This window comes from Streptomyces sp. NPDC058796 (assembly GCF_042745235.1).
GTDB lineage: Bacteria > Actinomycetota > Actinomycetes > Streptomycetales > Streptomycetaceae > Streptomyces.
The window spans coordinates 777,196-801,421 of record NZ_JBHYOP010000001.1 but is presented as its reverse complement, the minus strand read 5'-3'; the positions used below and the strand labels follow the sequence as shown (position 1 = coordinate 801,421).

Genomic DNA, 24,226 nt, shown 5'->3' with positions numbered 1-24,226 from the left:
AGTGGTGCACCGGGATGCGTCGGATGGTGTGGGACTCTAGCCGCTATCCGTACTAATACGGTGAAACCGGGTAAGTGTGTTGGAATCGTGAACGCCGATTTCCGTGAGATCACCCTTTCGGCGGCACAACTCACGCGCGTGCCACGCGTTGACACTGCGCCGGGCACCCGCCCGGATGTTTGTGTCAACCCCAAGGAGCACTTCTCCATGTCGCGTATCGCGAAGGGCCTGGCCCTGACCTCCGTCGCCGCCGCCGCGGTGGCGGGCACCGCCGGTGTCGCCGCTGCCGACGCCGGCGCCCAGGCCGCCGCCGCTCACTCCCCGGGCGTCCTGTCGGGCAACGTCGTGCAGGTCCCGGTCCACATCCCGGTCAACGTCTGCGGCAACACGGTCGACATCATCGGCCTGCTGAACCCGGCGTTCGGCAACGAGTGCGAGAACGACTGACCATCGGCTCGACCCCCCCGCACCGGCCGTCCGTACCGCGGTTCCTCCGCGAGCGGGCGGCCGGTTCGCGTTGCCGCACGGACGGCGGTGTGCTGCCCCGAATGGGGGGTGTGTACGCCGACACGGCGGGCGGACCTTGACAGGCCGTCCCACCAGGCAGGACGCCGACGCGGGGAGAGGCGGGTGCGGACGTACGGTCACGGATCGGTTGCAGAGCGGCACGGGCGCTTCCACGGTGGGCACAAGATCCGAGCACCACCGAAAGGAACCCCTCATGCGTCTGCCCGCACGGCGAATCGCCACCACCGCCCTCACCGCCGGCCTCCTGATCGGTCTTTCCGGGCCGGCGGTGATGGCGGCCGATGGCGAATCGGTCCGGGAACGCACCCACGCGGCGTCCCACGCCCCCCTGCCCGACGCCGCCGAACTGCAGGACCAGGTCGTTAGCCTGGCCGGCCTGGGCGGCGTGCTGACGCCGGTGACCGACCTGCTCAGCGCCGTACTCAAGGCCGACAACGGCAAGCTCGCCGCCACCGACGCGGACCAGCTCGCCGCCGCCGTCAAGGACGCCCTCGCCAAGGCCGACGCGGCGGACGCGGACGCCGACGACACGGCGACGACCACGCCGGGCACGACGACGCCCGGCACCACCGCGCCCGGTACGAGCACCCCGGCCCAGCCGCCGGTCGTGACCGCGCCGGAGGCCGAGACCCCGGTCACGCTGCCGGCGCCCGTCGTGGCGCAGGACAGTGACGCGACCGCGGCGGCGGCCGACCTGACCGCCTCCGCCTACGCCGAACTGCAGAAGCAGATCGACGCCCTGATCAAGGCCAGCACCTCCGGCACCGCCGAACAGGTGAGCCCGGCCGTCAAGGACGTGGTGACCGGCGTCGTCAACGTCGTCGCCGCCACGCTGGTCGGTGGTGGGCTGCCCGCCGCGGACCTGGCCGGACTGCCCGCGCTGCCGGCCGCTCCGGAGGCCGTCGCTCCGGAGGCCGCCGCCCCGGCCGCCCCGCTGCCGGCGAACCCCTCCTGACGCCCTCGGCGTTCCGGGCCGCCGCGCCACCCCCTGTTTTCAGGGGCGGCGCGGCGGCCCTTTCCCCGTTTCACCGCCGAGCGTGTTTCCGCAGCCGGGCATTCCGTCATCAAGGGATCTCATATGTCTTCCGGACGCGGGGTTTCCGTGCCTGGTACAGGTCGTTAGGCAGGGCGTCAGCATTTCCTCCGGTGACGCGTCGAGTCGCCGAAGAAAGGAACACGATGAAGTCCCTCAAGGCCGCCGCCGTGGTCGCCGGTTCCCTGGTCGCCGCCGGCTCCGCCGCCCCCGCGTTCGCCTACGACCCCGCCGACATCACGCCCACCAGCCTCAACGGCGCCGTGAACGCGCTCACCGCTGAGCCCATCGACGTGATGCCGCTCAAGCACCAGTCGGACGCCCTGGACACCGAGAACAAGGACTCCGTGCTGCACACCGTGAAGGGCGCGACCACGCGACTGAACTCCGAGGGCGGCCTGCTCGGCGGCCTCCCGCTGGGCGGCTGAACCGGACACCCGGTGCCGAATTCACCGGGTCGCGCTCTTTCCGCCCGTCTCCTTCCGCATTCGCCAGCCCTCCCGCAATCCTGAAAGGGACCGTGCCTGACATGAAGTCGACCACCAGACGAACCCTGGCCGCCGTCGTCACCGGTGTGGCGGCCGCCGTGGGCGCGGCCGCGAGCCCCGCCGCCGCGGCCGGCGCGGTCCCCGTGCCGGTGCCGCTGGGCGGCGCGGAGACGGCCCTGGGCATGGAACTGCCCGAGGTGGCCGGCGAACTGCCCGTGCCGACGCCGGGCGCGCCCGAGGGGCCGCGGTACGTCGAGGGCCGGCTGCTGCCGGAGCGGACCCTTCCGCAGTTGCCGGTCAGCAGCGGCCTGCCGGGCGTCGACCTGCGCCAGCCCCTGCCGCAGGTCCTCGGGGACGGTTTCGACCACGCCGCCGTCGACGCTCCCGCCGCCGAACTGCGGGCGCTGGCGCCGGGACTGTCGCTGGACGCCCCGCTGAGCGCGCCCGACGGCGGGGGCTTCGGCCTGCCGACCGCCAAGCTGCCCCAGGCGGGCGTGCTCACGCCGGTGGTGCAGACCGTGCCGGCCGCCGACCTCGGGGTCGGCCCGGGTCTGTAGCCCGTACCGCTCACGTCCGCACCCGTGTGGCCCCGTGTGCGGTGACCGCGGGGCACACCGCTCGGTTACCGGTACGGACCACCGAACCGGACGAGGAGCGAGCCATGGTCGTCAACGCGGACAGAACAGTGGACGGAAGGGCGGACGGACCGGCAGGCGGAGCGGCCGGCGGAGCGGCGGACGGACCGGCACCGGTGCTCGGGACGCGGCGGCAGGTGATGCGGGGGCTGATCGCCCCGGCCCTCGCCGTGGCCCTGGCGCCGCTGGTCGCGGCCTCCCGGCCCGCACGGGCCGCCGCCACCGGGGCGGACGCGAACCCCGCCCGTCCCGAACCGCGCGTCGACGCGGACTCCCCGGTCGAGGGCACCTCGTTCGACGAGACCTACCGCGGCCGCCGCATCCGCGGCATCCGGTCCGCAGCGGGGCGCGCCGTCGGCGCCGGGACCTGGCACGTCACCGTGGACGGCCGGCCGCTGCACCTGATGCGCCGGGCCGACGGCAGCTGGCTGAGCATGATCGACCACTACCGGTCGTACCCCACCCCCCTCGCCGCGGCCCGTGGCGCCGTCGACGAACTCGGCCCCGGCGAGCACCTGCGCGACACGCCGGCCGCCGCGGGGCACGACCACCACTTCGGGGGGCGGCATGGCGTACACGCGTAAAGACGTCAGCACGCTGACCCGTACCGAGAAGCGGCGGTTCGTCAAGGCGCTGCTGGAGGTCAAACGGCGCGGCGAGTACGACGAATTCGTGCGGACCCACATCGAGTACTACGTCTCCGACGGCGAGGACGGGCTGCGTACCGCCCACATGGCGCCGTCCTTCCTGCCCTGGCACCGCCGGTTCCTGCTGGACCTGGAGGAGGCGCTGCGCCGGGTCGACTCGTCGGTCACCGTGCCGTACTGGGACTGGACGAAGGACCGCACCACCAGGTCGGCGCCGTGGACGGCCGACTTCCTCGGCGGCACCGGACGGCGCTCCGACCACCGGGTGACCACCGGGCCGTTCGCCCACTCCGAGGGCAACTGGACGCTCAAGGAGAACGTCACCGACACCGAGTACCTCACCCGGGACCTCGGCCGCGCCGCCGACCCCATCGGCCTGCCGACGAAGAGCGACCTGGAGTGGGCGCTCGACGACCCGGCCTACGACACCGCGCCCTGGGACTCCACGGTCCGCAAGGGCTTCCGCAACAAGCTGGAGGGCTGGGGCACCGGCCGCGGCAGCGTCTCCTGGCGCAACCACAACCGCGTGCACCGCTGGGTCGGCGGGGCCATGGTCGGCGGCGCCTCCGTCAACGACCCGGTGTTCTGGCTGCACCACGCCTTCGTCGACCTCCAGTGGTCCCGCTGGCAGGCCCGGCACAAGAACACCCGCTACCTGCCCGCCGAGCCGCCCGGCCGGGGCAGCGCGCAGCACGGCCGGGTGGTCGCGCGGCACGAGCGGCTGCCGCCGTGGGACGTGACACCGGACGAGCTGGAGGACCACAGCCGGATCTACCGGTACGCCTGACCGGCGGCCGCCGGTCAGGCGGCGCGGGCAGCGGACACGGGGGAGCCCCGGCCGGGATGACCGGGGCTCCCCTGGCGCCTACGGGACTCAGCCGCCGTAGCCGCCGTTCTTGCCGTCCTCGCCGTGCTTGTCGCTCTCGTCCTTCTTGTCGTCGTCGCCGTTTTCGCAGGCGTTGCCGAAGGCCGGGTTGAGCAGGCCGATCACGTTGATCGTGTTGCCGCAGACGTTGACCGGCACGTGGACCGGGACCTGGACGATGTTGCCGGACAGGACGCCGGGCGAGCCGATGGCCGCGCCCTGGGCGCCCGCGTCCGCCATGGCCAGGCCGGTGCCGCTGAGGACCACGGCGCCGGCGCCGAGCGCGACACCGGCGGCCTTCGCGATGCGAGACATCACGTTCTCCTTCTGACTCGGGGAGCACGGTGGCAGGACGCGCCACCGCACTGCCGGTTCAACGCCGCTGGTCGGAGAGGGGACACGGGGGGAATGTGAGGATCACCCTTTTTGAACAGGAGGGCGGAGCCGGGGCGTCGGGGGCTCGGCCGGGGTGTGGGCGGGGCACGGGCGGGGCCGAAAACCGTTCCGCTCCGGGCCGGGTCGTCCACTAGCCTCCCGGCATGGTTAACGACCGACCCCACCCGTCCGACCCGTCCGTCTCGTCCGACTGGTCAGTCCGGCCCGACCACGCCGACCGGTCGGGCGCGGCCGCGCTGCCCGGCCTGTTCGCCGACGAGGGCCGGGTGCGTGCCTTCGCGGCCGTGGCCCTGGGGGCGGGCAGCGCGCGGGACGTGGCCCGGGCGGCAGACCTGTCCGCGAAGGAGACCGCCGCCGCGCTGCGCCGGCTGCGGCAGCAGGGCGTCGTGACGTCCGGGGACGGCGGCGGCCTCGTCGTCGCCCACGAACGCTTCGTGGAACTGGCCCGCGCGGGCCGCCCGGCGGCGGAGACCGCCGGACACACCGGGGCGGACGACGACCGGGCGGGCCTGATCGTGCGGACCTTCGTCAAGGACGGGCGGCTGGTGCGGCTCCCCGCGCGCTGGACGCGCAAGAAGGTGGTGCTGCGGCACATCGCCGAGCAGACCTTCGCGCCCGGCGTGGAGTACCCGGAGCGCGCCGTCGACGAGAAGCTGCGCGCCTGGTGCGACGACGGCGACGTCGACCATGTGACGCTCCGGCGCCACCTGGTGGACCTGGACCATCTGCGCCGCAGCGGCGGAACGTACTGGCGGCCCGGTCAGTCCGTCCGTGCCGGGATCGCCTGAGCGTCCCGGGCCGGGGCGGGGTCACGGGCCGGGGGCGCGGGCAGGCGGCGTACGGGGGAGCCCGCGAGGTAGGCCCGGATCGCCTCGACCGCCTGACCGTAGTACGTGGCGTAGTTGGCGCGTGAGACGTACCCCAGGTGCGGCGTCGCGAGCAGGCGCGGGGCGGTGCGCATCGGGTGACCGGCGGGCAGCGGTTCGGTGTCGAAGACGTCCACGCCCGCCCCGGCGATCCGGCCCTCGTGCAGGGCGGCGAGCAGGGCGTCCTGGTCGACGATCGCGGCGCGCGAGGTGTTGACCAGGTAGGCGGTCGGCTTGAGGAGGGCCAGTTCGGCGGGGCCGAGCAGGCCGCGGGTGCGGTCGCCGAGCGCCAGATGGACGGAGACGAAGTCGGCCGTCGAGAGCAGGTCCTCCTTGGAGGGGGCGAGTTCGACGCCCACCTCGTCGGCGCGCTCCCGGGTGAGGTTCTGGCTCCAGGCGCTCACCTTCATGCCGAAGGCGAGGCCGACCTGGGCCACCCGGCCGCCGATCTTCCCCAGGCCCAGCAGCCCGAGCCGGCGCCCGTGCAGGTCGGCGCCGACCGTCTGCTGCCAGGGGCCGCCCCCGCGCAGCGCGTTGTTCTCCTGGACGATGCCCCGGGCCAGGCCCAGCAGCAGGGCCCAGGTCAGTTCGACGGGCGGGGTCGAGGAGGAGGCCGTACCGCACACGGTGACGCCGTGCGCCTCGGCTGCGGCGTAGTCGATCACGCTGTTGCGCATGCCGGAGGCGACGATCAGTTTCAGCCGGGGCAGCCGGGTGATCAGCGACGCCGGGAAGGGGACGCGTTCGCGCAGCGTGACCACGATGTCGACGTCGGCGAGCGCCGCGGCCAGGGCGTCCTCGCCGTCGAAATGGGTGTCGAAGGACACGACGTCCACGTCCCCGGCGACCGGGGACCAGTCGGCGATCTCGGTCGCCACCTGCTGGAAGTCGTCGAGCACCGCGCAGCGCAGTCGCACGTCGTCCGGTCCTCCGGTCCCTCCGCCAAACGGGCAGTGGCGCCCCCGGCAGGACTCGAACCTGCGGCCAAGCGCTTAGAAGGCGCCTGCTCTATCCACTGAGCTACGGGGGCCTGGTGTGGTGGCCTCGGTCGTGGTGCCCGGGTGTGGGCCGATCCGTGACGTCGCCGGGGACAAGGATAGGGCTCCCGGCTCCATGTCCCTGATGCTTCTCCTCCGTGGCTCGATGTGGAGGTTCGGTGAAGCGGTTCCGATAATCGCAGGCAGGTACGAATCGTGCATCGCTTTTGGCGTCTCGCGCACCGGGTGTTGTGCACTCGTTATGCCTGCGCTGTGCTCGCGTCCCAGTAATCCCTTCCGCCTGAAGTGTCCGGTCGGCGCGCAGGCATACTCATATGCTTCAGAATTCCCCTGAAATTGGGCATTCTTCACATGTGGTGACCTTGGACGTACGGCCTCAGCTGCTCGACGCACTCTCCGCGCTGCGCGACCGTGTCGCGGCCGCACGCTTCCCGCTGCCCCTGGCGGGGGCCCCACGCGCGCGTGCCAACCGCGACGAACTGCTCGCCCAGCTCGACGACTACCTGGTGCCCCGGCTGAAGGAACCGGAGGCGCCCCTGCTGGCCGTCGTCGGCGGTTCCACCGGCGCGGGGAAGTCCACGCTGGTGAACTCCCTGGTGGGCCGCCGGGTCAGCGAGGCGGGCGTACTGCGGCCCACGACCCGCACACCGGTGCTGGTCTGCCATCCGGAGGACCACCACTGGTTCAGCGGCATGCGGGTGCTGCCCGACCTCACGCGCGTGTGGATGCCCCACCAGGACCCCGACGACGACCTGCTGCTGCCGGGCGAGAACCCCGCGCGCGTACTGCGCGTCGAGACCGCCGACAGCCTGCCGCCCGGCATCGCCCTCCTGGACGCGCCCGACATCGACTCCCTCGTCGCCGACAACCGCGTCCTGGCTGCCGAACTGCTCTGCGCCGCCGACATCTGGGTGATGGTCACCACGGCCGCCCGGTACGCCGACGCCGTCCCGTGGCACCTGCTGCGCACCGCCAAGGAGTACGACGCCACCCTCGTCACCGTGCTCGACCGGGTGCCCCACCAAGTGGTGGCCGAGGTGTCGAGGCAGTACGCCGCGCTGCTCACCAAGGCCGGACTCGGTGACGTCCCCCGGTTCACCGTCCCGGAGCTGCCCGAGTCGGCCTGGGGCGGCGGGCTGCTGCCGGCCAGCGCGGTGGCGCCGCTGCGGACCTGGCTCGCGCACCGGGCCCAGGACCTCGGCGCCCGCCACGACGCCATGGCCCGCACGGCGCACGGCATCCTGGACTCCCTCAAGTCCCGGATGCCCGAACTGGCCGGCGCCACCGCCGCGCAGTACGCCGCCGCGCTCCGGCTCACCGCGGCCGTCGACGGCGCCTACGACGCCGAGCAGGCGCGCGTACGGGGCAGGTTGCAGGCGGGGGCCGTGCTCGCCGGGGACGCGCTGAAGCGGTGGCGGGCGTTCCCCCTCGACTGCACCCCCGAGGAACTCCTCGACTCGCTGGTGGAGAGCCTGACCGCCCTGCTGCTGTGCTCCGTGACCGCCGCCGACGAACGGGTCGACGAGGCCTGGCGGCGCGAACCGGCGGCCACCGCCCCGGAACTCGCCGGCCGCGACCCCGCGCCGGAGAGCGCCGAGCACCGCATCGGGATGGCCGTCCGGCGGTGGCGCCGGGAGCTGGAGGAGTACGCCGAGGACGAGGTCCGCGAACTCGACCGGAACCTGGCCCCGGACCCCGCCGTGGTGGCCGCCCTGGTCGCCACCGTGCTGCTGGGCGGGCGGCGCGGCCGCAGCGCCGGGGAACGGCTCGCCGAGCGGATCGGCGCCCACGGCGCGCTGCGGCTGCGCGACCGGGGCGGGCGGCTGCTCGAAGAACACGTGGACCGGGTCGTGCACGTCGAGCGCGAACGCCGGCTGGCACCCCTCGACGGGCTCGACGTCCATCCCGAGCCCCAGGCCGAACTCATCGCCGCGCTGTCCGTACTGCAGAAGGAGAGGTGACCGGTGACCGCCGTCACTGACCAGGACCCCACCGAGCACACCGGCCACACGACCGGGGAGGCAGGCCAGGCAGGTGAGCCGGACCGGGGAGGCCGGGTGGACCGGGCAGACCGGGCAGACCGGGTGCACCGGGCGGAGCGGTCGGATCAGTCGGCCGAGTCGGGCCCGGGCGCTGCGGAAGGCGCCGCCGCGCGGGAGGACGCCGACGGGGACGCCGAGCAGGGCGGGTCCGAGCGCGGACGCGAGGGTGAGCGCCGCCGTCGCGGGTTCCACGCGCGCGTGAAGGACGCGGCGTCACGTCGTACGGAGCATGCGAAGTCGTCCGGAGAGCGGGACGGCGGAGCGGGCCGGGACCGTCCAGCCGTCGTCGCGGAGCGCGGGGCCTCCGTGCCCGCCATGCCCACCGCGCCCACTGTGCCGTCTGGAACCCCGGTGCCCGCGGGGACCCGTGGGGCGGACTCGGCACGCCGCACGACTGCGGAGCGTCCGCCGGGCAAGGAGCGCGGCGCGGGCGGAGCACCCGGCTCCGGGGACGGCGGCGACGGCGCCTGGGGCGACGGGCTGATCGCGCGGCGGGTGGACGAGAAGAACGGCGGACCGGACCCGTACTTCGTCGTGCCGAGCAGGCCCGCCGCTTCCTCGGCCGCCCTGATGCCACTGGCGTACGACGGGCAGCTCAGGTCGCGGCTCGACGCGCTGCGAGAGCTCGTGGGCCTGTCCCGCACCCGGCTCGACACGAGCACGCTCTCCGAGGCGGGCCGGGTCCTGGACGAGGCCGCCGCGCGGCGCAGGCTCTCCGGGCAGCACACCGTCGTCGCCATCGCGGGTGCCACCGGCAGTGGCAAGTCGCAGCTGTTCAACACCCTGGCCGGGGTGACGATCTCCGAGACGGGCGTGCGCCGCCCGACCACGGCGGCACCCATCGCCTGCAGCTGGAGCGACGGCGCGGCCAGCCTCCTGGACCGGCTGAGCATCCCCGGCCGCCTGCGGCGCCGACCGATCCAGCACCCGGACTCCGAGTCGCCGCTGCGCGGGCTGGTCCTGATCGACCTGCCCGACCACGACTCGGCGGCCGTGCAGCACCGCGAGCAGGTGGACCGCATCCTGCGGCTCGTCGACGCCGTCATCTGGGTCGTCGACCCGGAGAAGTACGCCGACGCCGTCCTCCACGAGCGCTATCTGCGGCCGATGGCCGGCCACGCGGAGGTCACCTTCATCGTCCTCAACCAGGTGGACCGGCTGCCCGGGGAGGCCGCCGAACAGGTCCTCGACGACCTGCGGCGCCTGCTCGACGAGGACGGCATCGCCCTCGGGGAGTACGGCGAACCCGGCGCGACCGTGCTCGCCCTGTCCGCGCTGACCGGCGAGGGCATCGGCGAACTGCGCGAGACGCTCGGCCAGTTCGTCTCCGAGCGGCAGGCCCCGGCGCGCCGCATCGCGGCCGACGTGGACGCCGCCGCGCGGGAGCTGCGGCCCGTGTACGTCACCGGACGGCGGACCGGGCTCAGCGAGGAGGCGCGGGAGGAGTTCGCCGACCGGCTCGCGGACGCGGTGGGCGCCACTGCGGCGGGCGAGGCGGCCGAACGCGCCTGGCTGCGCAACGCCAACCGCGCGTGCGGCACACCCTGGCTGCGACTGTGGCGCTGGTACCACGACCGGCGTGAGCCCGCCACGGGACGGCTCCCGTCGCGCGCCCAGGCCGACGAGGAGGCCACGGCCCGCCAGCGCGTCGAGCAGGCGGTGCGCACGGTCTCCGACCGGGCGTCGGCCGGGCTGCCGGCGCCGTGGGCGCAGGCGGTGCGCGAGGCCGCGGTCCGCGGCGCCCAGGGGCTGCCCGAGGCCCTGGACGAGCTGACCGTGCGCACGGGGCTGCCGCCGGGGCGCCCGCCGCGGCCGGGCTGGTGGCCGGTGGCGGTGCTGGCCCAGGCGACGATGACCCTGCTTCAGGTGGTGGGCGGACTCTGGCTGCTGGGGCAGATCATCGGGTTCGTGCCCCCGAACCTCGGCGTGCCGGTGCTGCTGATGCTGGCCGGGATCATCGGCGGCCCCCTCATCGAGTGGAGCTGCCGTGTCGCGGCGCGCGGACCGGCACGGCGCTACGGCCACGAGGCGGAACGCCTGCTGCGGGAGGCGGCCGCGGGGTGCGGCCGTGCCAGGGTGCTGGACCCGCTGGCGGCGGAGCTGTTGCGGTACCGGGAGGTGCGGGAGCAGTACGGGCGGGTCACGGGGGCGGGTGCCGCGGCGAGGTAGCGGCGGGACAGCGGGGGAGTGACGGAGTTTTCCACAGACCCGGGGACGGTCCACAGCGCTCAGCGGGCCGGCCCGGACGGAGGCAGTCTGACCTCGGGCGGTCGCGACGGACGCGATCGCACCGGCTAGGGCTGCGGCGGGACCACGCGGACGTGGCGCCCTCCGCGCCGGAGCAGCCGTACGGGAGCCGCCCGTACGGGGAGGGAGGACTCGCGATGAACGAGACGATGATCTGCGCGGTGGGCAACGTGGCGACGCAGCCGGTGTACCGGGAACTGGCCAACGGCCCGTCGGCACGCTTCCGGCTGGCGGTCACCGCACGCTACTGGGACCGGGAGAAGAGCGCGTGGACGGACGGTCACACCAACTTCTTCACGGTGTGGGCCAACCGGCAGCTCGCCACCAACGCGTCGTCGTCGCTGGCGGTGGGTGATCCGGTCGTGGTCCAGGGCCGGCTGAAGGTGCGCGCGGACGTGCGCGAGGGGCAGAACTGGACCTCGGCGGACATCGACGCGATGGCGATCGGCCACGACCTGGCCCGCGGCACGGCGGCGTTCCGGCGCGCCGGCAGGTCCGAGACGTCGGCCGCCTCCCCGCCTCAGCCGGATCCCAACTGGGAGACACCGGCCCCGGAAGCGGCCGTCCCGGCCGACTCGCCCGCACCGGCCGCCGGGCAGCGGCCGGAGCCCGCGACCGTGGCATGACACGGACGTCCCACGGGAGCTGACCGAAGTGCGGCTTATCGACGGAGACGCCTTGGATGCCCCTGGGTTGATTTGTCGATAAGCCCTGCTCACGACCGTGTCGGCGATAACGATTCCGATTCGGATCACCTCGCGGGCGAACTTCACCGGCGGACGCGGTGCGTCATGTCCTTAGGATGCCGAACGAGCCCTGCGGGGCTGCTGATTCTGCTGGTGGGACCGTGCCCCCCACGTCAACGGGTCCTGCTCGAAGGGGAATTTGGTGTTTTCTTCGTTCACTGCGCTGTCCCTGCCAGGCCGAGGAGCGGCACGACTCGCCGCCGGGGCACTGGTGTCCGCGGTCGCCGCCGCGGGCGTGGTCACCAGCGCGGGCCCGGCAGCCGCGGCACAGGACGGGGCGGCGCAGGGGCAGGGCGGGGCGACGGCCACCATAGGCGGCCTCAAGACGCACGGCACCGCGGTCATCCACGGGGCCACCGGTGACCAGGAGGTGCCGGCGGGCCTGTTCGAGATGTCCGTCGACGGCGGCGGCATGCTGCAGACGTACTGCGTCGACGTCCAGAACCCCACGCAGAAGGACGCCAAGTACCGCGAGACGCCCTGGAGCGGTACCTCACTGGGCACCAACGACGACGCCGGGCGCATCCGCTGGATCCTCCAGAACTCCTACCCCCAGGTCAACGACCTGGCCGCACTCGCGAAGAAGGCGGGCGTCCGCGGCGGCCTCACGGAGCAGGACGCGGCGGCCGGTACGCAGGTCGCCATCTGGCGCTACTCGGACGACACGGACGTCGAGGCCACCGACCCCGAGGCCGAACGGCTCGCCGACTACCTGGAGAAGAACGCCCGCGACCTCGAGGAGCCGGCCGCTTCCCTCTCCCTCGACCCGCCCGCGGTCTCGGGCCGCCCCGGTGAGCGGCTCGGCCCGGTGACGGTCCGCACCAACGCCGACGGCGCGACGGTGACCCCGCCGGTCGACGCCACCGCGGGCGGTGTGCGGATCGTCGGCAAGGACGGCGCCCCCGTCACCTCCGTCACCAACGGCACGCAGATCTTCTTCGACGTGCCGGAGGAAGCGGACCCCGGCACCGCCGGACTGACCGTCCAGGCCTCGACCACCGTGCCGGTCGGCCGGGCCTTCGCCTCCGAGAGCCGCAGCCAGACCCAGATCCTGGCCGGCTCCAGCGAGTCGACGGTCACGGCGACGGCGACCGCCACCTGGTCCGACGAGGGCGCGATACCCGCCCTGTCCGCGAGGAAGAACTGCGCCGAGGGCGCCCTGGACATCACCGCCTCCAACAAGGGCGACGAGGACTTCACCTTCGAGCTGCTGGACACCGAGTACACCATCGCGGCCGGCGAGTCCCGCACGGTGACGGTCCCGCTGCCGGAGGACCGGCCCTACGACTTCACCGTCCGCGGCCCGGCCGGCTTCGAGCAGCGCTTCTCCGGCGTCCTCGACTGCCGCACCCGGACCGCCGCCCTCGACGACACCACCCACACCCTCACCGAACCGGCCCCCTCCACCCCGGCCGTCACCCCCGCCCCCGACACCAACCTCGCCGACACCGGCAGCTCCGGCGTGACCCCCCTGATAGGCGGCACGGCCATCGGCCTCGTCGTGATCGGCGGCGCGGTCCTGCTGTTCGTCCGCAGGCGCGGCGAGGGCGGGGAGAGCTGACCCACCCGCCCGTCGGCGCACGCGCCCGGCGGCCTCAGTAGCGGTGACCGGGCCAGTGCGGGTCCGACCAGCGCTCCTCGTCGGTGAGCGACAGCAGCCGTATGCGGTGCCGCAGGTCCGCCGGAGCGCCCGACTCGCGCAGCCGCGCCGCGCCGTGGCCGAGGAGCCAGGCGACCAGGTCGGTACGGAGTCGTTCCTCGTCGTTCTCGTACCAGTCGACGCACCACGGCAGGCTGTCCCCCAGGAGCTCGTACTCCCACTCCGCCACCGCTTCGGCGAGGCGCCGGTCGCTGAGGGGCCCGGTCTGCCGCTCCCACTCGGCGAGCCAGGGGCCGACCGTCCCGGACGCCTCGGCACACAGCGCGAAGACCTGGTGCGCCGGTACGGCCGCGTCCGGATCGGTGAGGCTCTGCACCCACCAGGCGCGCAGGAACTCGCGCACCGCACCGGCGTGATCGTCGGGCCATTGCTGCCAGCGACCGCGGGCCAGGGAGTACCCGGCCGCTTCCAGCCCGAACAGGGGATCCGCGAGACCGGCGACCAGGACCCTGGCGAACTGGGGCAGGACGCGGCGCAGCACGGCCGCGTGATCGGTCCAGTCGGTCGCCTGCCAGGTCCGGCGCAGGAGGTCCGGCTCCAGCTCCACGTCCGGTGTCTTCAGCAGCGCGAGTTCCTCCGCGCTGCCCCAGTGGCAGTCGCAGTTGTGCTCGTCCGGGCGCGCGGTCATGCCGCGGAAGGTGACGGCGAGCCCGTCCAGGGCGGCGGCGAGGCGCCGGTCCGCGGGACGGTGGTCGGTGAGGTGCATGAGGTGCCCGGCCTTCGAGGACTCCGGCCGGCTCCGCCGACCGAAGATCGCCACTTTACCCGGGCGGCGACCGGCGGTCACGGGCGAGGCTCCGCCGGCGTCCGGGGAAACCCCAGGTCAGAGCCCCCGGACGGAACGCGTTTCCTCCCAGGGGTGGCGGTGCGGCAAGATGGGGTGTATCTGCCCACTGCCTGATCAAGCTGCCGGACGGTTTCTCTTGGCTGAGTTCATTTACACCATGCGCAAGGCGCGCAAGGCGCACGGCGACAAGGTGATCCTCGATGACGTCACCCTGAATTTCCTTCCTGGCGCCAAGATCGGTGTTGTCGGTCCGAACGGTGCGGGCAAGTCGACCGTTCTGAAGATCATGGCGGGGCTGGAGCAGCCGTCGAACGGTGACGCGTTCCTGTCGCCGGGCTACACGGTCGGCATCCTGCTGCAGGAGCCCCCGCTGAACGAGGAGAAGACCGTCCTGGAGAACGTCCAGGAGGGTGTCGCCGAGGTCAAGGGCAAGCTCGACCGGTTCAACGAGATCGCCGAGCAGATGGCGACCGACTACTCGGACGCGCTGCTGGAGGAGATGGGCAAGCTCCAGGAGGAGCTGGACCACGCCAACGCCTGGGACCTCGACGCCCAGCTCGAGCAGGCCATGGACGCGCTGGGCTGCCCGCCCGGCGACTGGCCGGTGGTGAACCTCTCCGGCGGTGAGAAGCGGCGTGTGGCGCTGTGCAAGCTGCTGCTGGAGGCGCCCGACCTGCTGCTCCTCGACGAGCCCACCAACCACCTCGACGCCGAGTCGGTGAACTGGCTGGAGCAGCACCTCGCCAAGTACGAGGGCACCGTCGTGGCCGTGACCCACGACCGGTACTTCCTGGACAACGTGGCCGGCTGGATCTGCGAGGTCGACCGCGGCCGCCTGCACGGCTACGAGGGCAACTACTCCAAGTACCTGGAGACCAAGGCCACCCGCCTCAAGGTCGAGGGCCAGAAGGACGCCAAGCGGCAGAAGCGTCTGAAGGACGAGCTGGACTGGGTGCGGTCCAACGCCAAGGGTCGTCAGGCCAAGTCCAAGGCGCGACTGGCGCGGTACGAGGAGATGGCCGCCGAGGCCGACAAGATGCGGAAGCTGGACTTCGAGGAGATCCAGATCCCGCCGGGCCCGCGGCTCGGCAACGTCGTCGTCGAGGTCAACAACCTCACCAAGGCCTTCGGGGAGAAGGTCCTCATCGACGACCTCTCCTTCACGCTGCCGCGCAACGGCATCGTCGGCGTCATCGGCCCGAACGGCGCCGGCAAGACCACGCTCTTCAAGATGATCCAGGGCTTCGAGGAGCCGGACTCCGGCTCCATCAAGGTCGGCGACACGGTCAAGATCTCCTACGTCGACCAGAGCCGCGAGAACATCGACCCGAAGAAGACCCTGTGGGCCGTCGTGAGCGACGAGCTGGACTACATCAACGTGGGGCAGGTGGAGATGCCCTCGCGGGCCTACGTCTCCGCCTTCGGGTTCAAGGGTCCGGACCAGCAGAAGCCCGCCGGGGTGCTCTCCGGCGGTGAGCGCAACCGCCTCAACCTCGCGCTCACCCTCAAGCAGGGCGGCAACCTGCTGCTCCTCGACGAGCCGACCAACGACCTCGACGTCGAGACCCTCTCCAGCCTGGAGAACGCGCTTCTCGAGTTCCCCGGGTGCGCCGTGGTCGTCTCCCACGACCGCTGGTTCCTGGACCGGGTGGCCACCCACATCCTCGCCTACGAGGGCGAGTCCAAGTGGTTCTGGTTCGAGGGCAACTTCGAGTCGTACGAGAAGAACAAGATCGAGCGGCTCGGGCCGGACGCGGCGCGTCCGCACCGGGCCACCTACAAGAAGCTGACCCGGGGCTGATCGATCTTGCGGCACATCTACCGCTGCCCGCTGCGCTGGGCGGACATGGACGCGTACGGCCACGTCAACAACGTGGTCTTCCTCCGCTACCTGGAGGAGGCCCGTATCGACTTCCTGTTCCGCCCCGAGAAGGACTTCAAGCAGGGGTCGGTGGTGGCGCGCCACGAGATCGACTACAAGCGGCAGCTCGTCCACCGGCACCACCCGGTCGACATCGAGCTGTGGGTCACGGAGATAAGGGCGGCTTCCTTCACGCTCACCTACGAGGTGAAGGACGGGGACGTGGTCTACGTCCGCGCCTCCACGGTGATCGTGCCGTTCGACTTCGAGGCGCAGCGGCCCCGGCGGATCACCGCCGAGGAACGGGAGTTCCTCCAGGAGTACACGGACACCAAGGAGGAGGCCGTCGTCGCATGACGGTCCTCCACCTCACCGACGAGGGGGAGGCCGCGGACCTCGCGGCCTTCCTCTCCCGGCTGCTCCACTACGACCGTTCCGCCGCGGTGCGCCTGCAGGGGGCCGGCACGGCCCTCGCCGTCTTCGGGCGGCCCCCCTCCTTCGAGGTGCTCGCCGTGCGCGCGGTGCGGCTCGCCAAGCCGTACGAGAACGGGCTCGACGCCACGCTGGACGTGACCGTGTCCGCCGGTGAGCTGCTGGAGACGGTGGACGAGCAGGCGGCAACCGCAGCCGTACCGGGCGCGGTGACCGGGCCGCCCTGGGCCGGGGTACTGCCCCCGCGCGGCGGCTGGCGGCCCGAGCCGGGGCTGCCCGCGCCGGACGCCCTGCGCGCGCTCGTCGCCGCGGCGGTGGCGGAGTTCCGCTCCCGCACGGCGGAGCTGGCGCCCGAGGCGCGTACGCGGGCCGAACTGGACCGGATCGGGCGGGAGATATGGTCCCGGACGGTCGGGGACACCGGGCTGCCGGTGCGGGCCGTGCACGCGGCCCAGTCACTGGGATTCCTGCGGGCGACCGCCTCCGGGGGCGACGCGCCCGGGCTGTTCTCCTCGGGCGCGTGGCTGCGGCTGCGCACGCCCTACGGGTCCGTCGCCCTGCGGCGGGCCGGCACCGGGGCGCTGGGCATCAGCGTGCGCTGAATCCGGCGGGCCCGTGCCCGCCCGGCGGGTCAGCCGCCCTCGCTGTCGTCCGGGCGTACGGCGATGTGGTCGGATTCCAGTTCCAGGGCCACGCGGTCGCGCATGTCCAGGGCGCGCGTGTACTCGGCGGGCAGTTGGAGCCGGCCCGCGCGGTCGAGCATGGCGTACTCCCGGGCCACCACCCTCTCGTCGCCGGTCGCGGCGTCCACCTCGCTGCGGCGCAGGACCTCCGTGGAGGTGCGGCCGTCGCGGATGGCGACCGTGCGGCTGACCTCGTCGGCCACCGCCTGGTCGTGGGTGACGATGACGACGGTGGTGCCCAGACGCTCGTTCGCGGTGCGGAAGGCGGCGAAGACCTGTTCCGCGGTGTGGGAGTCCAGCTCGCCCGTGGGCTCGTCGGCGAGCAGCACCGCGGGGTCGTTGGCGAGGGCCACGGCGATGGCGACCCGCTGCTGCTGCCCGCCGGACATCTGGTGCGGGCGGCGGTCGCGGCAGTCGGCGATCCCCATCAGGTCCAGGAGCTCCAGCGCCCGTTCGGCGCGGGCCGCGCGCCGGCCGCCGGTGCCGGCCAGCTGCATCGGCAGGGCCACGTTCTGCGCGGCCGTCAGGTAGGGCATCAGATTGCCCGACGTCTGCTGCCAGACGAAGCCGACCACCGTACGGCGGTAGGCCAGCCGGTCCTTCGCCGTCATCGCGAGCAGGTCCCGCCCCGCGACCCGGGCGGCGCCGGCGGTGGGGGTGTCCAGACCGGCCAGGATGTTCATCAGTGTCGACTTGCCGCTGCCCGAGGCGCCCACCAGCGCCATCAGTTCGCCCTCCCGGACCAGCAGGTCGAGGCCCTGGAGGGCCTGCACCTCCACGCCGTCCGCGCTGAAGACGCGCACGACGCGGTCGCAGGTGATCAGGGCGTCGTGGCCGTATGCGGGACGGTGACGGGACGCGGTGGCGCGGTCGGCCAGTTCGGCGAGGGTGGGGTTGGTGGTCGTCATCGGTGCCTCCGTCGTCTCCTGCGCGTCGCGTCGCTCCGTCGTCTCCCGGCACGTGCCGTCTTCCGCGGGCGGCACCCCGTGCGGACCGCTTCGCCCGCCGGCGCCGAGGCCGTCACCGCGCGTCCCCCGCCCGCAGTTCCGCGACCGCGCCGCGCCGGCCCGACCACCACGCCTGCCCGGCCGCCACACCCACCGTCAGCACCAGCACCGCGACCGCCGGAACGGCCAGCGACCACGGGTCCGTGCGCAGCTGGGCCGGGACCGTCGAGGGCGACGAGGCCGCCAGGGCGATCGCGGTCAGGTCGATGCCGGGGGAGAGCAGCCGGATCGCCGCCCAGCCGGTCAGGACGCCGCCCGCGACGGCCGGTACGGCCTGGGGCAGGGACTCCAGGACCAGCAGGCGGCGGCCCTGGGCCGGGGTGAGGCCCATGGTGCGCAGGCGGGCGAGGAGGGCGGCGCGTTCGGGGGCCGCGCGGGCCAGGGACAGCAGCAGGGCCAGGGCGGCGTAGCCGGCGCCCGCCCCGACGGCGGCCGTGTAGACGTGCTCCGCGCCGGACTGCAGGGGCGAGTCGACGTACCGGGCCCGCTCCTCGGACCGCAGGTGCACGGACGCCCCGTCGCCCGCCGCCCGCCGCAGGGCGTCCCCGTCCAGGCCGTCGCCGGTCAGCAGCAGTACGGACGGCCGGGCCGCCCGCGCGGAGAGCCCGGCCCGGTCAACGACCAGGAAGTCGTCGCGGAAGACGGCCGGTGTGCGGTCGCGGACGACGGTGATCCGGAGGGTGACGAACGTGCCGTCCTCCATCCGGACCGGGAAGGGCGCGGTGCCGAACCGTTCGGCGACCATCGGCGAGGCCAGCGCCGGCAGCGGGTCCTCGGAGCCGCCCCGTCGCCTCAGCTCGCCCGGCGCGAACGCACCGAGGCCCGTCCGCGCCGCCAGCGCCGCGTACGCGTCCGGGGCCACGCCCGCGACCGGCAGCGACTGGCGGCCGTCCGAGGTCTTGGCCTGGTAGGCGACGCTCACCTCGGTGAGGCCCCGCACGCCGGGCGCGTCCGCGAGACGGCCGGGCAGGCCGGACGGCAGCGGTCCGGCCATCGCCTCCACGCGGGCGTCGGCGCCGACGGCGAGCACTGCGGCCCGGTCCCGGGCGTCCGAGACACCGGCCAGGACCGAGCCGCCGAACGCGGCGGTGGTGAACGCCGTCAGCAGCGCGAGGAGCGGCAGCACGGCGGAGACGGACGTACGGCCCGCCCGCGCCAGCGCCAGATGCCCCACCGCGCCGCGCAGCCGTCCGGCCGGGCGGGCCAGGCGGCGCAGCGCCGGCGGATGGAGGCGGACCAGCACCAGCGCGGCGATCGCCCCCACCAGCACCGGCGCCAGGGACACCAGGTCCCCGGAGCCGCCCGTCGCACCGCGCCGGCGCAGCAGCTCGACCGCGCCCAGCGCCAGCGCCACGGCCGTCAGCTCGGCGACCGTACGGCGCCGGGACGGGCGCGCGGTCGCCAGGTCCTGACGGCCGCCGTGCACCCGTACGGCACGGTGCGCGGCGGCGGCCCGCAGCGGCAGCGCGAGGCAGGCCACCGCGGTGACCGCCCCCGCGGCCCAGAGCGCGGGCAGCAGCCGGGCGCCGGGCAGGACGAGGACGGCCACGGCGAGACCGAGTACGCCCGCGGGCAGCGCCACGACCGCCGTCTCCGCCAGCAGCCGGCCCGTCAAGCCCTTCAGTGACGCGCCGCGGGACCGGAGCAGCGCTAGTTCGGCGCGGCGGCGCCCGGCGGCCAGCCCGCCCGTCATCAGCAGCACGACGGCGGCGACCGTGCCGGCACCCGACGCGGCGACGGCGACCAGTGGAGCGATGTCCCCGCGGAGCCGGTCGTACGTGGTGAACACGGCGTCGAGGCCGGTCTCGGCCTCGGCGAACGGGCTGAGCATCGAGCGCAGCTGCTCCGTGCCCGGCCCGGACTCCAGCGAGGCCACGGAGGCGCTGAGCCGGTCCAGGTCCCGGCCGTGCAGCGCGTCCGTGTCGGGCGCCAGGTGCCAGTAGCGCATGGGGCTGCCGTCCGTGCCCAGCAGCGCGGGCGCCGCCTCGGGCGGGAGCAGCAGGCCGCCGCGCCAGAACCTCGGGGCGTTCGGGTCGCCGCCGGGCGCGCTCACCAGGGACGGGGTCCGCAGGACGGACCAGACGGACCAGTGGACGCCGTCGGGATCGCGTGGCGCGACGACCCCGGTGACGTGGACGGCGAGTTCGGCGCCGGGGCCGCGTACGTGGATGACCGAACCCGCCTCGATGCGCAGCGTGCGGGCCGTCTCCTCGGTCACCGCCGCCTCCACCCGGCGGGTCGACGCGGTCACCGGGCCGCCGGTCACCCTGGGCAGCCGCCCGGAGCGCAGGCGGGCATGGCCGGCGAGGTCGTTCGGGGTGGCGAGGACCATCCGCGCGGGCAGCCCGTCCGGCCGGGGCAGCCACTCTTCCGCCGCGATCAGCTCGGACGTGCTGCGCACCCCGTACGCCGACCGGGAGCCGTCGACGGCCAGCGGGCTCTCGACGGTGTCCACGATGGACTTGTAGGAGCCGGCGACGCTCTTGGGACGCAGCGCGTCCTCCTGGTCCGCCGTTTCCAGACCCAGGCCCGGATCGGCACTGACCTGGACGCTGCTCTGCCCGGGGTGGACCTGCTCGACGGCCCGGCTCAGGCCGGCGTCCTCGTACCGGTCGAGCGCCCGCGGGAACGCGGCGGCGAGGCACGCCGTCAGCGCCACCAGCAGCGCCAGCGCGCCCGCGGCACCGGGGGCGGCCCGCAGCCGCGTGCGTATCCAGGGGGCGGGCACCCGGCTCACCCGGCTCACCCGGCTGACCGGGTTCGGCGGATTCACCTTCCGTCACCTCCGCGGTCCTTGAGCGTCACCGTCGGATCCGCCCGGCGCAGTGCCAGTGCCGCCGTCACCAGCAGCGGGACCAGGGCCGTCGCGGCCAGCAGCACGGCGACCCGGTCGTACGGAAGCGTGACGTGCACGCCGGGTACGGGCCGGGTGGCCTGCTGGGTCAGCACGGTCAGCGGGATCACCGCCCGGGTCAGGACCGCCCCCAGGGCGGCGCCCGTCAGCAGCGCCAGGCCGACCAGCACGCCCTGCTCGACGGCGACCGCGCGGGCCAGCCTCAGGCGCGAGGCGCCCAGAGCCCGCAGCACGGCGAACTCCGTGCCCCGCTCGCGCAGCGACCCCGCGGCGCTCACCGCGAACCCGACCGCGGCCAGCGCCGCCGCGACCCCGGCCGCCGCCGCGAACGCGGCGCCGGGACCCGCGCCGAACGGGTCGTCGCGCAGCCGCTCGGCGACCTCGTCGCGCACCATGACCTGGGACGGCGCCGTGTCCGGGAGGGCGCGCAGCGCCGCGACGGCCCCGTCCGCCTCCTCCGGCGTGGTCCGCAGCCACCACTCGGTGGGCGGCAGCGCGGTGCCGTGGCCGCTTTGGAGCTCCTGGTTCACCGTGCGCAGGTCGACCAGCAGGGCCCCGCCGAACCGCGCCGGGTCGGTCTCCTCCGGAGCGGTGGTCGGCAGTTCCCGCACCGAGCGCACGATCCGCACCCGGACGCGTTCGCCGCCGAGGTTCACGTTGACGCGCTGTCCGACGCGGGCGCCCGCCGACTCCAGGAAACGGTCGGTGGCGACGGCGGTCACGTCGGGCGGCGGCGGTCCGCTCACCCTCAGCCGGAGGGTCAGGACCGAGGAGGGCCGGGCCGGGGCGTTCTCGGAGTGGCCCGTGGCGTACTCGACCGTGAACGGTTCCGTCCGCAGCACCCGCGGCGGGGCCGAGGCGGCTCCGTCGGCCGGTCCGAGCGACGGCCCGGTGACCTCCGACAGCCCCGTCCAGTCGCCGGGCAGCCGGACCTGCCGAGCGGTGCCGTCGGCGGACGTGGCGGTCACCTCGCGCACGGTCAGCCGGTGCCGCTCCCCGTCACCGGCCGGCCGGGTCATGACCAGCTCCACCCCGGTCAGGGTCAGCGGGCCGGCCGACACCTCCATGGTGAGGACGTGTTCCCGGCCGTCGGCGGCCAGCCGGCCGGCCCGCAGCCCGTACGGGGTTCCCCAGCGGTCCTCGACGGTCACCGTGACGTCGGCCGCCATGCCGGCGGGGGACCGGCCGGAGCCCGGCACCGCGGCGCCGGTGTCGCCGGGGCCGCCGGGCGGTGTGCCGACGGCCCGGCCGGACAGGGTCGCGGCCAGTGACAGCGTCGCCGTCCCCGCGGGGACCGGCGCGCCGGCGGACACCTGCCCGGGTGCCAGGCCCGACAGCAGTTCCGGCGGCGGCTCGTCGGCCAGGTCGGAGCGCAGCAGCACCGTGTCCGCCGCGCGCGAGGTGTCCAGCGCCAGCACGGTGGCCGTCCGGTCGCCGGACAGCGACACCGTGGTGCGGGCCGCCGGGGCCACCTCCGCCACGCCGGGCACGGCCGCGTACCGGTCGGTGCGGCCGGGGACCGACTCGGCGGGGGCGGTCACCCGTACCGGCGCGCCGGTACGGAAGTCGGCCTGGTCGTCCTGGGAGCGGGACCAGGAGGCGCTCTGCCCGATCGCCGTCGTACCGAGCGCCACGGCGAGCACCAGCAGCAGTACCGGGCCCGCCCCGCGCATCGGCCGGCGGCTCAGCTGCCAGCCCGCCAGCGCCCCAGCCAGCCCGCGCCCGCTCGCCGCCCGCCGCTCGGCCGGCCGCGCCACCAGCGGCAGCAGCCGCAGCGCGAGGACCGTCCCGGCCAGCAGGGCCAGCGCGGGCGTCACGACGAGCAGCGGATCGACGCCCAGCGTGCCGGGGTCCCCGACGGGGCCGGTGGCTCCACCGGTCCCGGTTCCGGAAGCCGTGCCCGTGCCCGCGTCTGCGTCCGTGCCGGACGTCTGCCGGTCCAGTTGCCAGTAGGCGACGCCGGCCAGCACCAGCAGTGCCACGTCCGCGCCCGCGCGCAGCGGGGCGGGCAGCGTCCGCGCCCGGCCGCCGACGCCCGTCGCGGAGGTCAGGGCCGGCAGCGTCACGGCGAGGGTGCAGCCGAGCGCCGCGAGGGCGGCCACCAGCCACACCGCGCCGCTGCCGTCGGCCGCGGGCTCCCACCGCAGCCCGATCCGGGCCAGCGGCCCCTGCCCGGCCAGCAGCCGGATCAGCGGTCCGGCGAGCAGCGGCGCGCAGACCAGCGCGGGCCCGGCCAGCAGCAGCGCCTCCAGGGCGCAGACGCCCACCAGCCGGGCCCGGGAGGCGCCGCGCGCCCGCAGCAGCCGCAGCTCACCCGCGCGTTCGACGCTCAGCAGCCGGGCCACCAGCAGCAGCGCGCCGCCCGCGAGCAGGGCGAGCTGGAGCGCGACGACCAGGACGGTGGACCGGGCGACCACCAGCGAGCGGTCGAGCCGGTCCAGAATCCCGGCCAGCCCGGTCCCCGCCTCGGTCGTGCCGCTGAGCACCGGCCTGCCCCGCAGCCACGCCGTTCCCTCGTGCGCCGCCTCGCGCAGGGCGTCCGTCCGGCCCACCGTCAGCGACGAGTAGTCCGCCGACGCCAGCCACCCCGACGAGCCCGCGCTGACCCTGCCGCCGCTCAGTACGCCGGCCGGGGCGAACAGCGGCCCGTACGTCGTGAAACCGCCCTGCCCGACGCCGCGCCCGTCCAGGTCGTCCAGCCGCCAGTACGGTGCCGCGTCGTCGACCGGGCGGTACAGGCCGGTGACGACCACCCGGACCGCGGGGCCGCCGAGGCGGTCGGTGAGCGTGAGCCGGTCGCCGGGCCGCACGCCCAGCTGCTCGGCCGCGGTCACCGGCAGCGCCGTCTCCACGGCCTCGCCCGCCGCCTCGCCGGGCATCCGGCCCTCGACGATCCGGACCTGCGTGGGGTCGAGCGCGGCGAAGTACGTCAGATCGGGGCTGCCGGACGACTCGCTCCGCGGCGCGGAGGAGGACGGCAGCGCGTACGGGCCGGAGCGGACCAGGGTCCGTACCGTGTACGGCAGGCCGTCGAAGGTCCTCGCGGCCCCCTCCCGCACCGTGGCGTCGGCGTCGGAGCGCTGTGCGGCCGGTACGTCCGCCTTCACGACCAGCGCGGCGTCGGCGGCGTTGCGCGGGCCGGCCAGGGCGTGCCGCAGGGCAGCGTCCCCGACGGCGCCGGAGAACGCGGTGAGGGTGGCCAGCACCGTCGTCGTCAGCAGGACGGTGAGCAGGGCCGCCGCCAGCAGCAGGCGGTGCGCCCGCGCGCGCAGCACCACGAACCCCGCCAGTCCCCCGAACCCCGCCACCCGGCTCCCCCGACACCCGTTGTCCAGACCTCCGGGCGAGGATGGCAGAGGGGAAGGGCCGCTGGTAACCGTTCGAAAGGCGGACTTGACCGGATCGTGATCGGATACCGACGTCGAACGACCGGAATCCGTTCATCGGCCCC

The 24,226-nt window shown here is 74.5% G+C and carries 20 protein-coding genes and 1 tRNA gene; 14 read left to right on the top strand and 7 right to left on the bottom strand.

What is annotated here, in order from left to right:
- The first annotated feature begins 207 nt into the window (after positions 1–207).
- From chpG to ACFW47_RS03530, 6 genes are all read left to right on the top strand, one after another.
- Positions 208–447 carry a chaplin ChpG gene (gene chpG / locus ACFW47_RS03555; RefSeq protein ID WP_073723170.1) on the top strand — a complete coding sequence of 80 codons (240 nt, stop codon included), beginning with the start codon at positions 208–210 and terminating at the stop codon, positions 445–447.
- 274 nt (positions 448–721) lie between these two features.
- On the top strand, positions 722–1,483 hold the full coding sequence (locus ACFW47_RS03550; protein WP_386285787.1) for a hypothetical protein: 762 nt from the start codon (positions 722–724) through the stop codon (positions 1,481–1,483).
- A gap of 224 nt (positions 1,484–1,707) precedes the next feature.
- On the top strand, positions 1,708–1,989 hold the full coding sequence (locus ACFW47_RS03545) for a hypothetical protein (protein WP_386285785.1): 282 nt from the start codon (positions 1,708–1,710) through the stop codon (positions 1,987–1,989).
- Between the two features lie 101 nt (positions 1,990–2,090).
- Positions 2,091–2,606, top strand: coding sequence for a hypothetical protein (locus ACFW47_RS03540; RefSeq protein ID WP_386285783.1), 516 nt, complete (start codon positions 2,091–2,093; stop codon positions 2,604–2,606).
- Positions 2,607–2,710: 104 nt separating this feature from the next.
- Positions 2,711–3,268: a tyrosinase family oxidase copper chaperone gene (locus tag ACFW47_RS03535; protein WP_386285781.1), complete on the top strand. Its 558-nt coding sequence runs from the start codon at positions 2,711–2,713 to the stop codon at positions 3,266–3,268.
- A complete protein-coding gene (locus ACFW47_RS03530; RefSeq protein WP_386285779.1) occupies positions 3,252–4,118 on the top strand; it encodes a tyrosinase family protein in 867 nt (288 codons plus the stop codon). The genes ACFW47_RS03535 and ACFW47_RS03530 overlap by 17 nt, the downstream gene beginning before the upstream one ends.
- Positions 4,119–4,205: 87 nt before the next feature.
- Here the strand turns inward: ACFW47_RS03530 and ACFW47_RS03525 are convergent, their stop codons facing one another.
- Entirely contained in the window at positions 4,206–4,511 is a 306-nt protein-coding gene (locus ACFW47_RS03525) for a chaplin (RefSeq protein ID WP_383278267.1), read from the bottom strand.
- 224 nt (positions 4,512–4,735) lie between these two features.
- Here ACFW47_RS03525 and ACFW47_RS03520 point away from each other — a divergent pair, with 224 nt between their 5' ends.
- A complete protein-coding gene (locus ACFW47_RS03520; RefSeq protein ID WP_386285776.1) occupies positions 4,736–5,380 on the top strand; it encodes a DUF2087 domain-containing protein in 645 nt (214 codons plus the stop codon).
- Here the strand turns inward: ACFW47_RS03520 and ACFW47_RS03515 are convergent.
- On the bottom strand, positions 5,353–6,375 hold the full coding sequence (locus tag ACFW47_RS03515) for a D-2-hydroxyacid dehydrogenase family protein (protein WP_386304606.1): 1,023 nt from the start codon (positions 6,373–6,375) through the stop codon (positions 5,353–5,355). The genes ACFW47_RS03520 and ACFW47_RS03515 overlap by 28 nt on opposite strands.
- 37 nt (positions 6,376–6,412) lie before the next feature.
- A tRNA-Arg gene (locus ACFW47_RS03510) sits at positions 6,413–6,488 on the bottom strand.
- A gap of 321 nt (positions 6,489–6,809) precedes the next feature.
- Between ACFW47_RS03510 and ACFW47_RS03505 the strand changes: the two genes are divergently transcribed.
- The 4 genes from ACFW47_RS03505 to ACFW47_RS03490 all read left to right on the top strand — a co-directional run bounded on the left by ACFW47_RS03505 (position 6,810) and on the right by ACFW47_RS03490 (position 13,052).
- Positions 6,810–8,417, top strand: coding sequence for a dynamin family protein (locus tag ACFW47_RS03505; protein WP_386304605.1), 1,608 nt, complete (start codon positions 6,810–6,812; stop codon positions 8,415–8,417).
- Positions 8,418–8,420: 3 nt separating this feature from the next.
- Positions 8,421–10,667, top strand: a complete 2,247-nt coding sequence (locus ACFW47_RS03500) for a GTPase (RefSeq protein WP_386304604.1) — start codon at positions 8,421–8,423, stop codon at positions 10,665–10,667.
- A 215-nt stretch (positions 10,668–10,882) separates the two neighbouring features.
- Positions 10,883–11,371: a single-stranded DNA-binding protein gene (locus ACFW47_RS03495; protein ID WP_386304601.1), complete on the top strand. Its 489-nt coding sequence runs from the start codon at positions 10,883–10,885 to the stop codon at positions 11,369–11,371.
- Between the two features lie 262 nt (positions 11,372–11,633).
- Positions 11,634–13,052, top strand: coding sequence for a Cys-Gln thioester bond-forming surface protein (locus ACFW47_RS03490; protein WP_386304600.1), 1,419 nt, complete (start codon positions 11,634–11,636; stop codon positions 13,050–13,052).
- 34 nt (positions 13,053–13,086) lie between these two features.
- Here the strand turns inward: ACFW47_RS03490 and ACFW47_RS03485 are convergent, their stop codons facing one another.
- Positions 13,087–13,857 carry a hypothetical protein gene (locus ACFW47_RS03485; RefSeq protein WP_386285764.1) on the bottom strand — a complete coding sequence of 257 codons (771 nt, stop codon included), beginning with the start codon at positions 13,855–13,857 and terminating at the stop codon, positions 13,087–13,089.
- Between the two features lie 217 nt (positions 13,858–14,074).
- On the opposite strand from ACFW47_RS03485, the gene ettA reads away from it, so the two are divergent.
- The 3 genes from ettA to ACFW47_RS03470 are packed head-to-tail and all read left to right on the top strand — an operon-like array spanning position 14,075 to position 16,833.
- Positions 14,075–15,739, top strand: coding sequence for an energy-dependent translational throttle protein EttA (gene ettA / locus ACFW47_RS03480; protein WP_386285762.1), 1,665 nt, complete (start codon positions 14,075–14,077; stop codon positions 15,737–15,739).
- A 6-nt stretch (positions 15,740–15,745) separates the two neighbouring features.
- Complete coding sequence (locus ACFW47_RS03475) at positions 15,746–16,156, top strand: acyl-CoA thioesterase (RefSeq protein ID WP_386285760.1); 411 nt, start codon at positions 15,746–15,748, stop codon at positions 16,154–16,156.
- Positions 16,153–16,833, top strand: coding sequence for a hypothetical protein (locus ACFW47_RS03470; protein WP_386285758.1), 681 nt, complete (start codon positions 16,153–16,155; stop codon positions 16,831–16,833). Before ACFW47_RS03475 ends, ACFW47_RS03470 begins: the two co-directional genes overlap by 4 nt.
- A gap of 29 nt (positions 16,834–16,862) precedes the next feature.
- Here ACFW47_RS03470 and ACFW47_RS03465 read toward each other — a convergent pair whose 3' ends face one another.
- The 3 genes from ACFW47_RS03465 to ACFW47_RS03455 all read right to left on the bottom strand — a co-directional run bounded on the left by ACFW47_RS03465 (position 16,863) and on the right by ACFW47_RS03455 (position 24,083).
- The gene (locus ACFW47_RS03465; RefSeq protein ID WP_386285756.1) at positions 16,863–17,822 is read right to left on the bottom strand and encodes an ABC transporter ATP-binding protein; all 960 of its coding nucleotides are present in this window, start codon (positions 17,820–17,822) and stop codon (positions 16,863–16,865) included.
- Between the two features lie 112 nt (positions 17,823–17,934).
- Positions 17,935–20,694 carry an FtsX-like permease family protein gene (locus tag ACFW47_RS03460; RefSeq protein ID WP_386304597.1) on the bottom strand — a complete coding sequence of 920 codons (2,760 nt, stop codon included), beginning with the start codon at positions 20,692–20,694 and terminating at the stop codon, positions 17,935–17,937.
- Positions 20,691–24,083, bottom strand: coding sequence for an FtsX-like permease family protein (locus tag ACFW47_RS03455; RefSeq protein ID WP_386304595.1), 3,393 nt, complete (start codon positions 24,081–24,083; stop codon positions 20,691–20,693). Before ACFW47_RS03455 ends, ACFW47_RS03460 begins: the two co-directional genes overlap by 4 nt.
- Positions 24,084–24,226 lie beyond the last annotated feature (143 nt).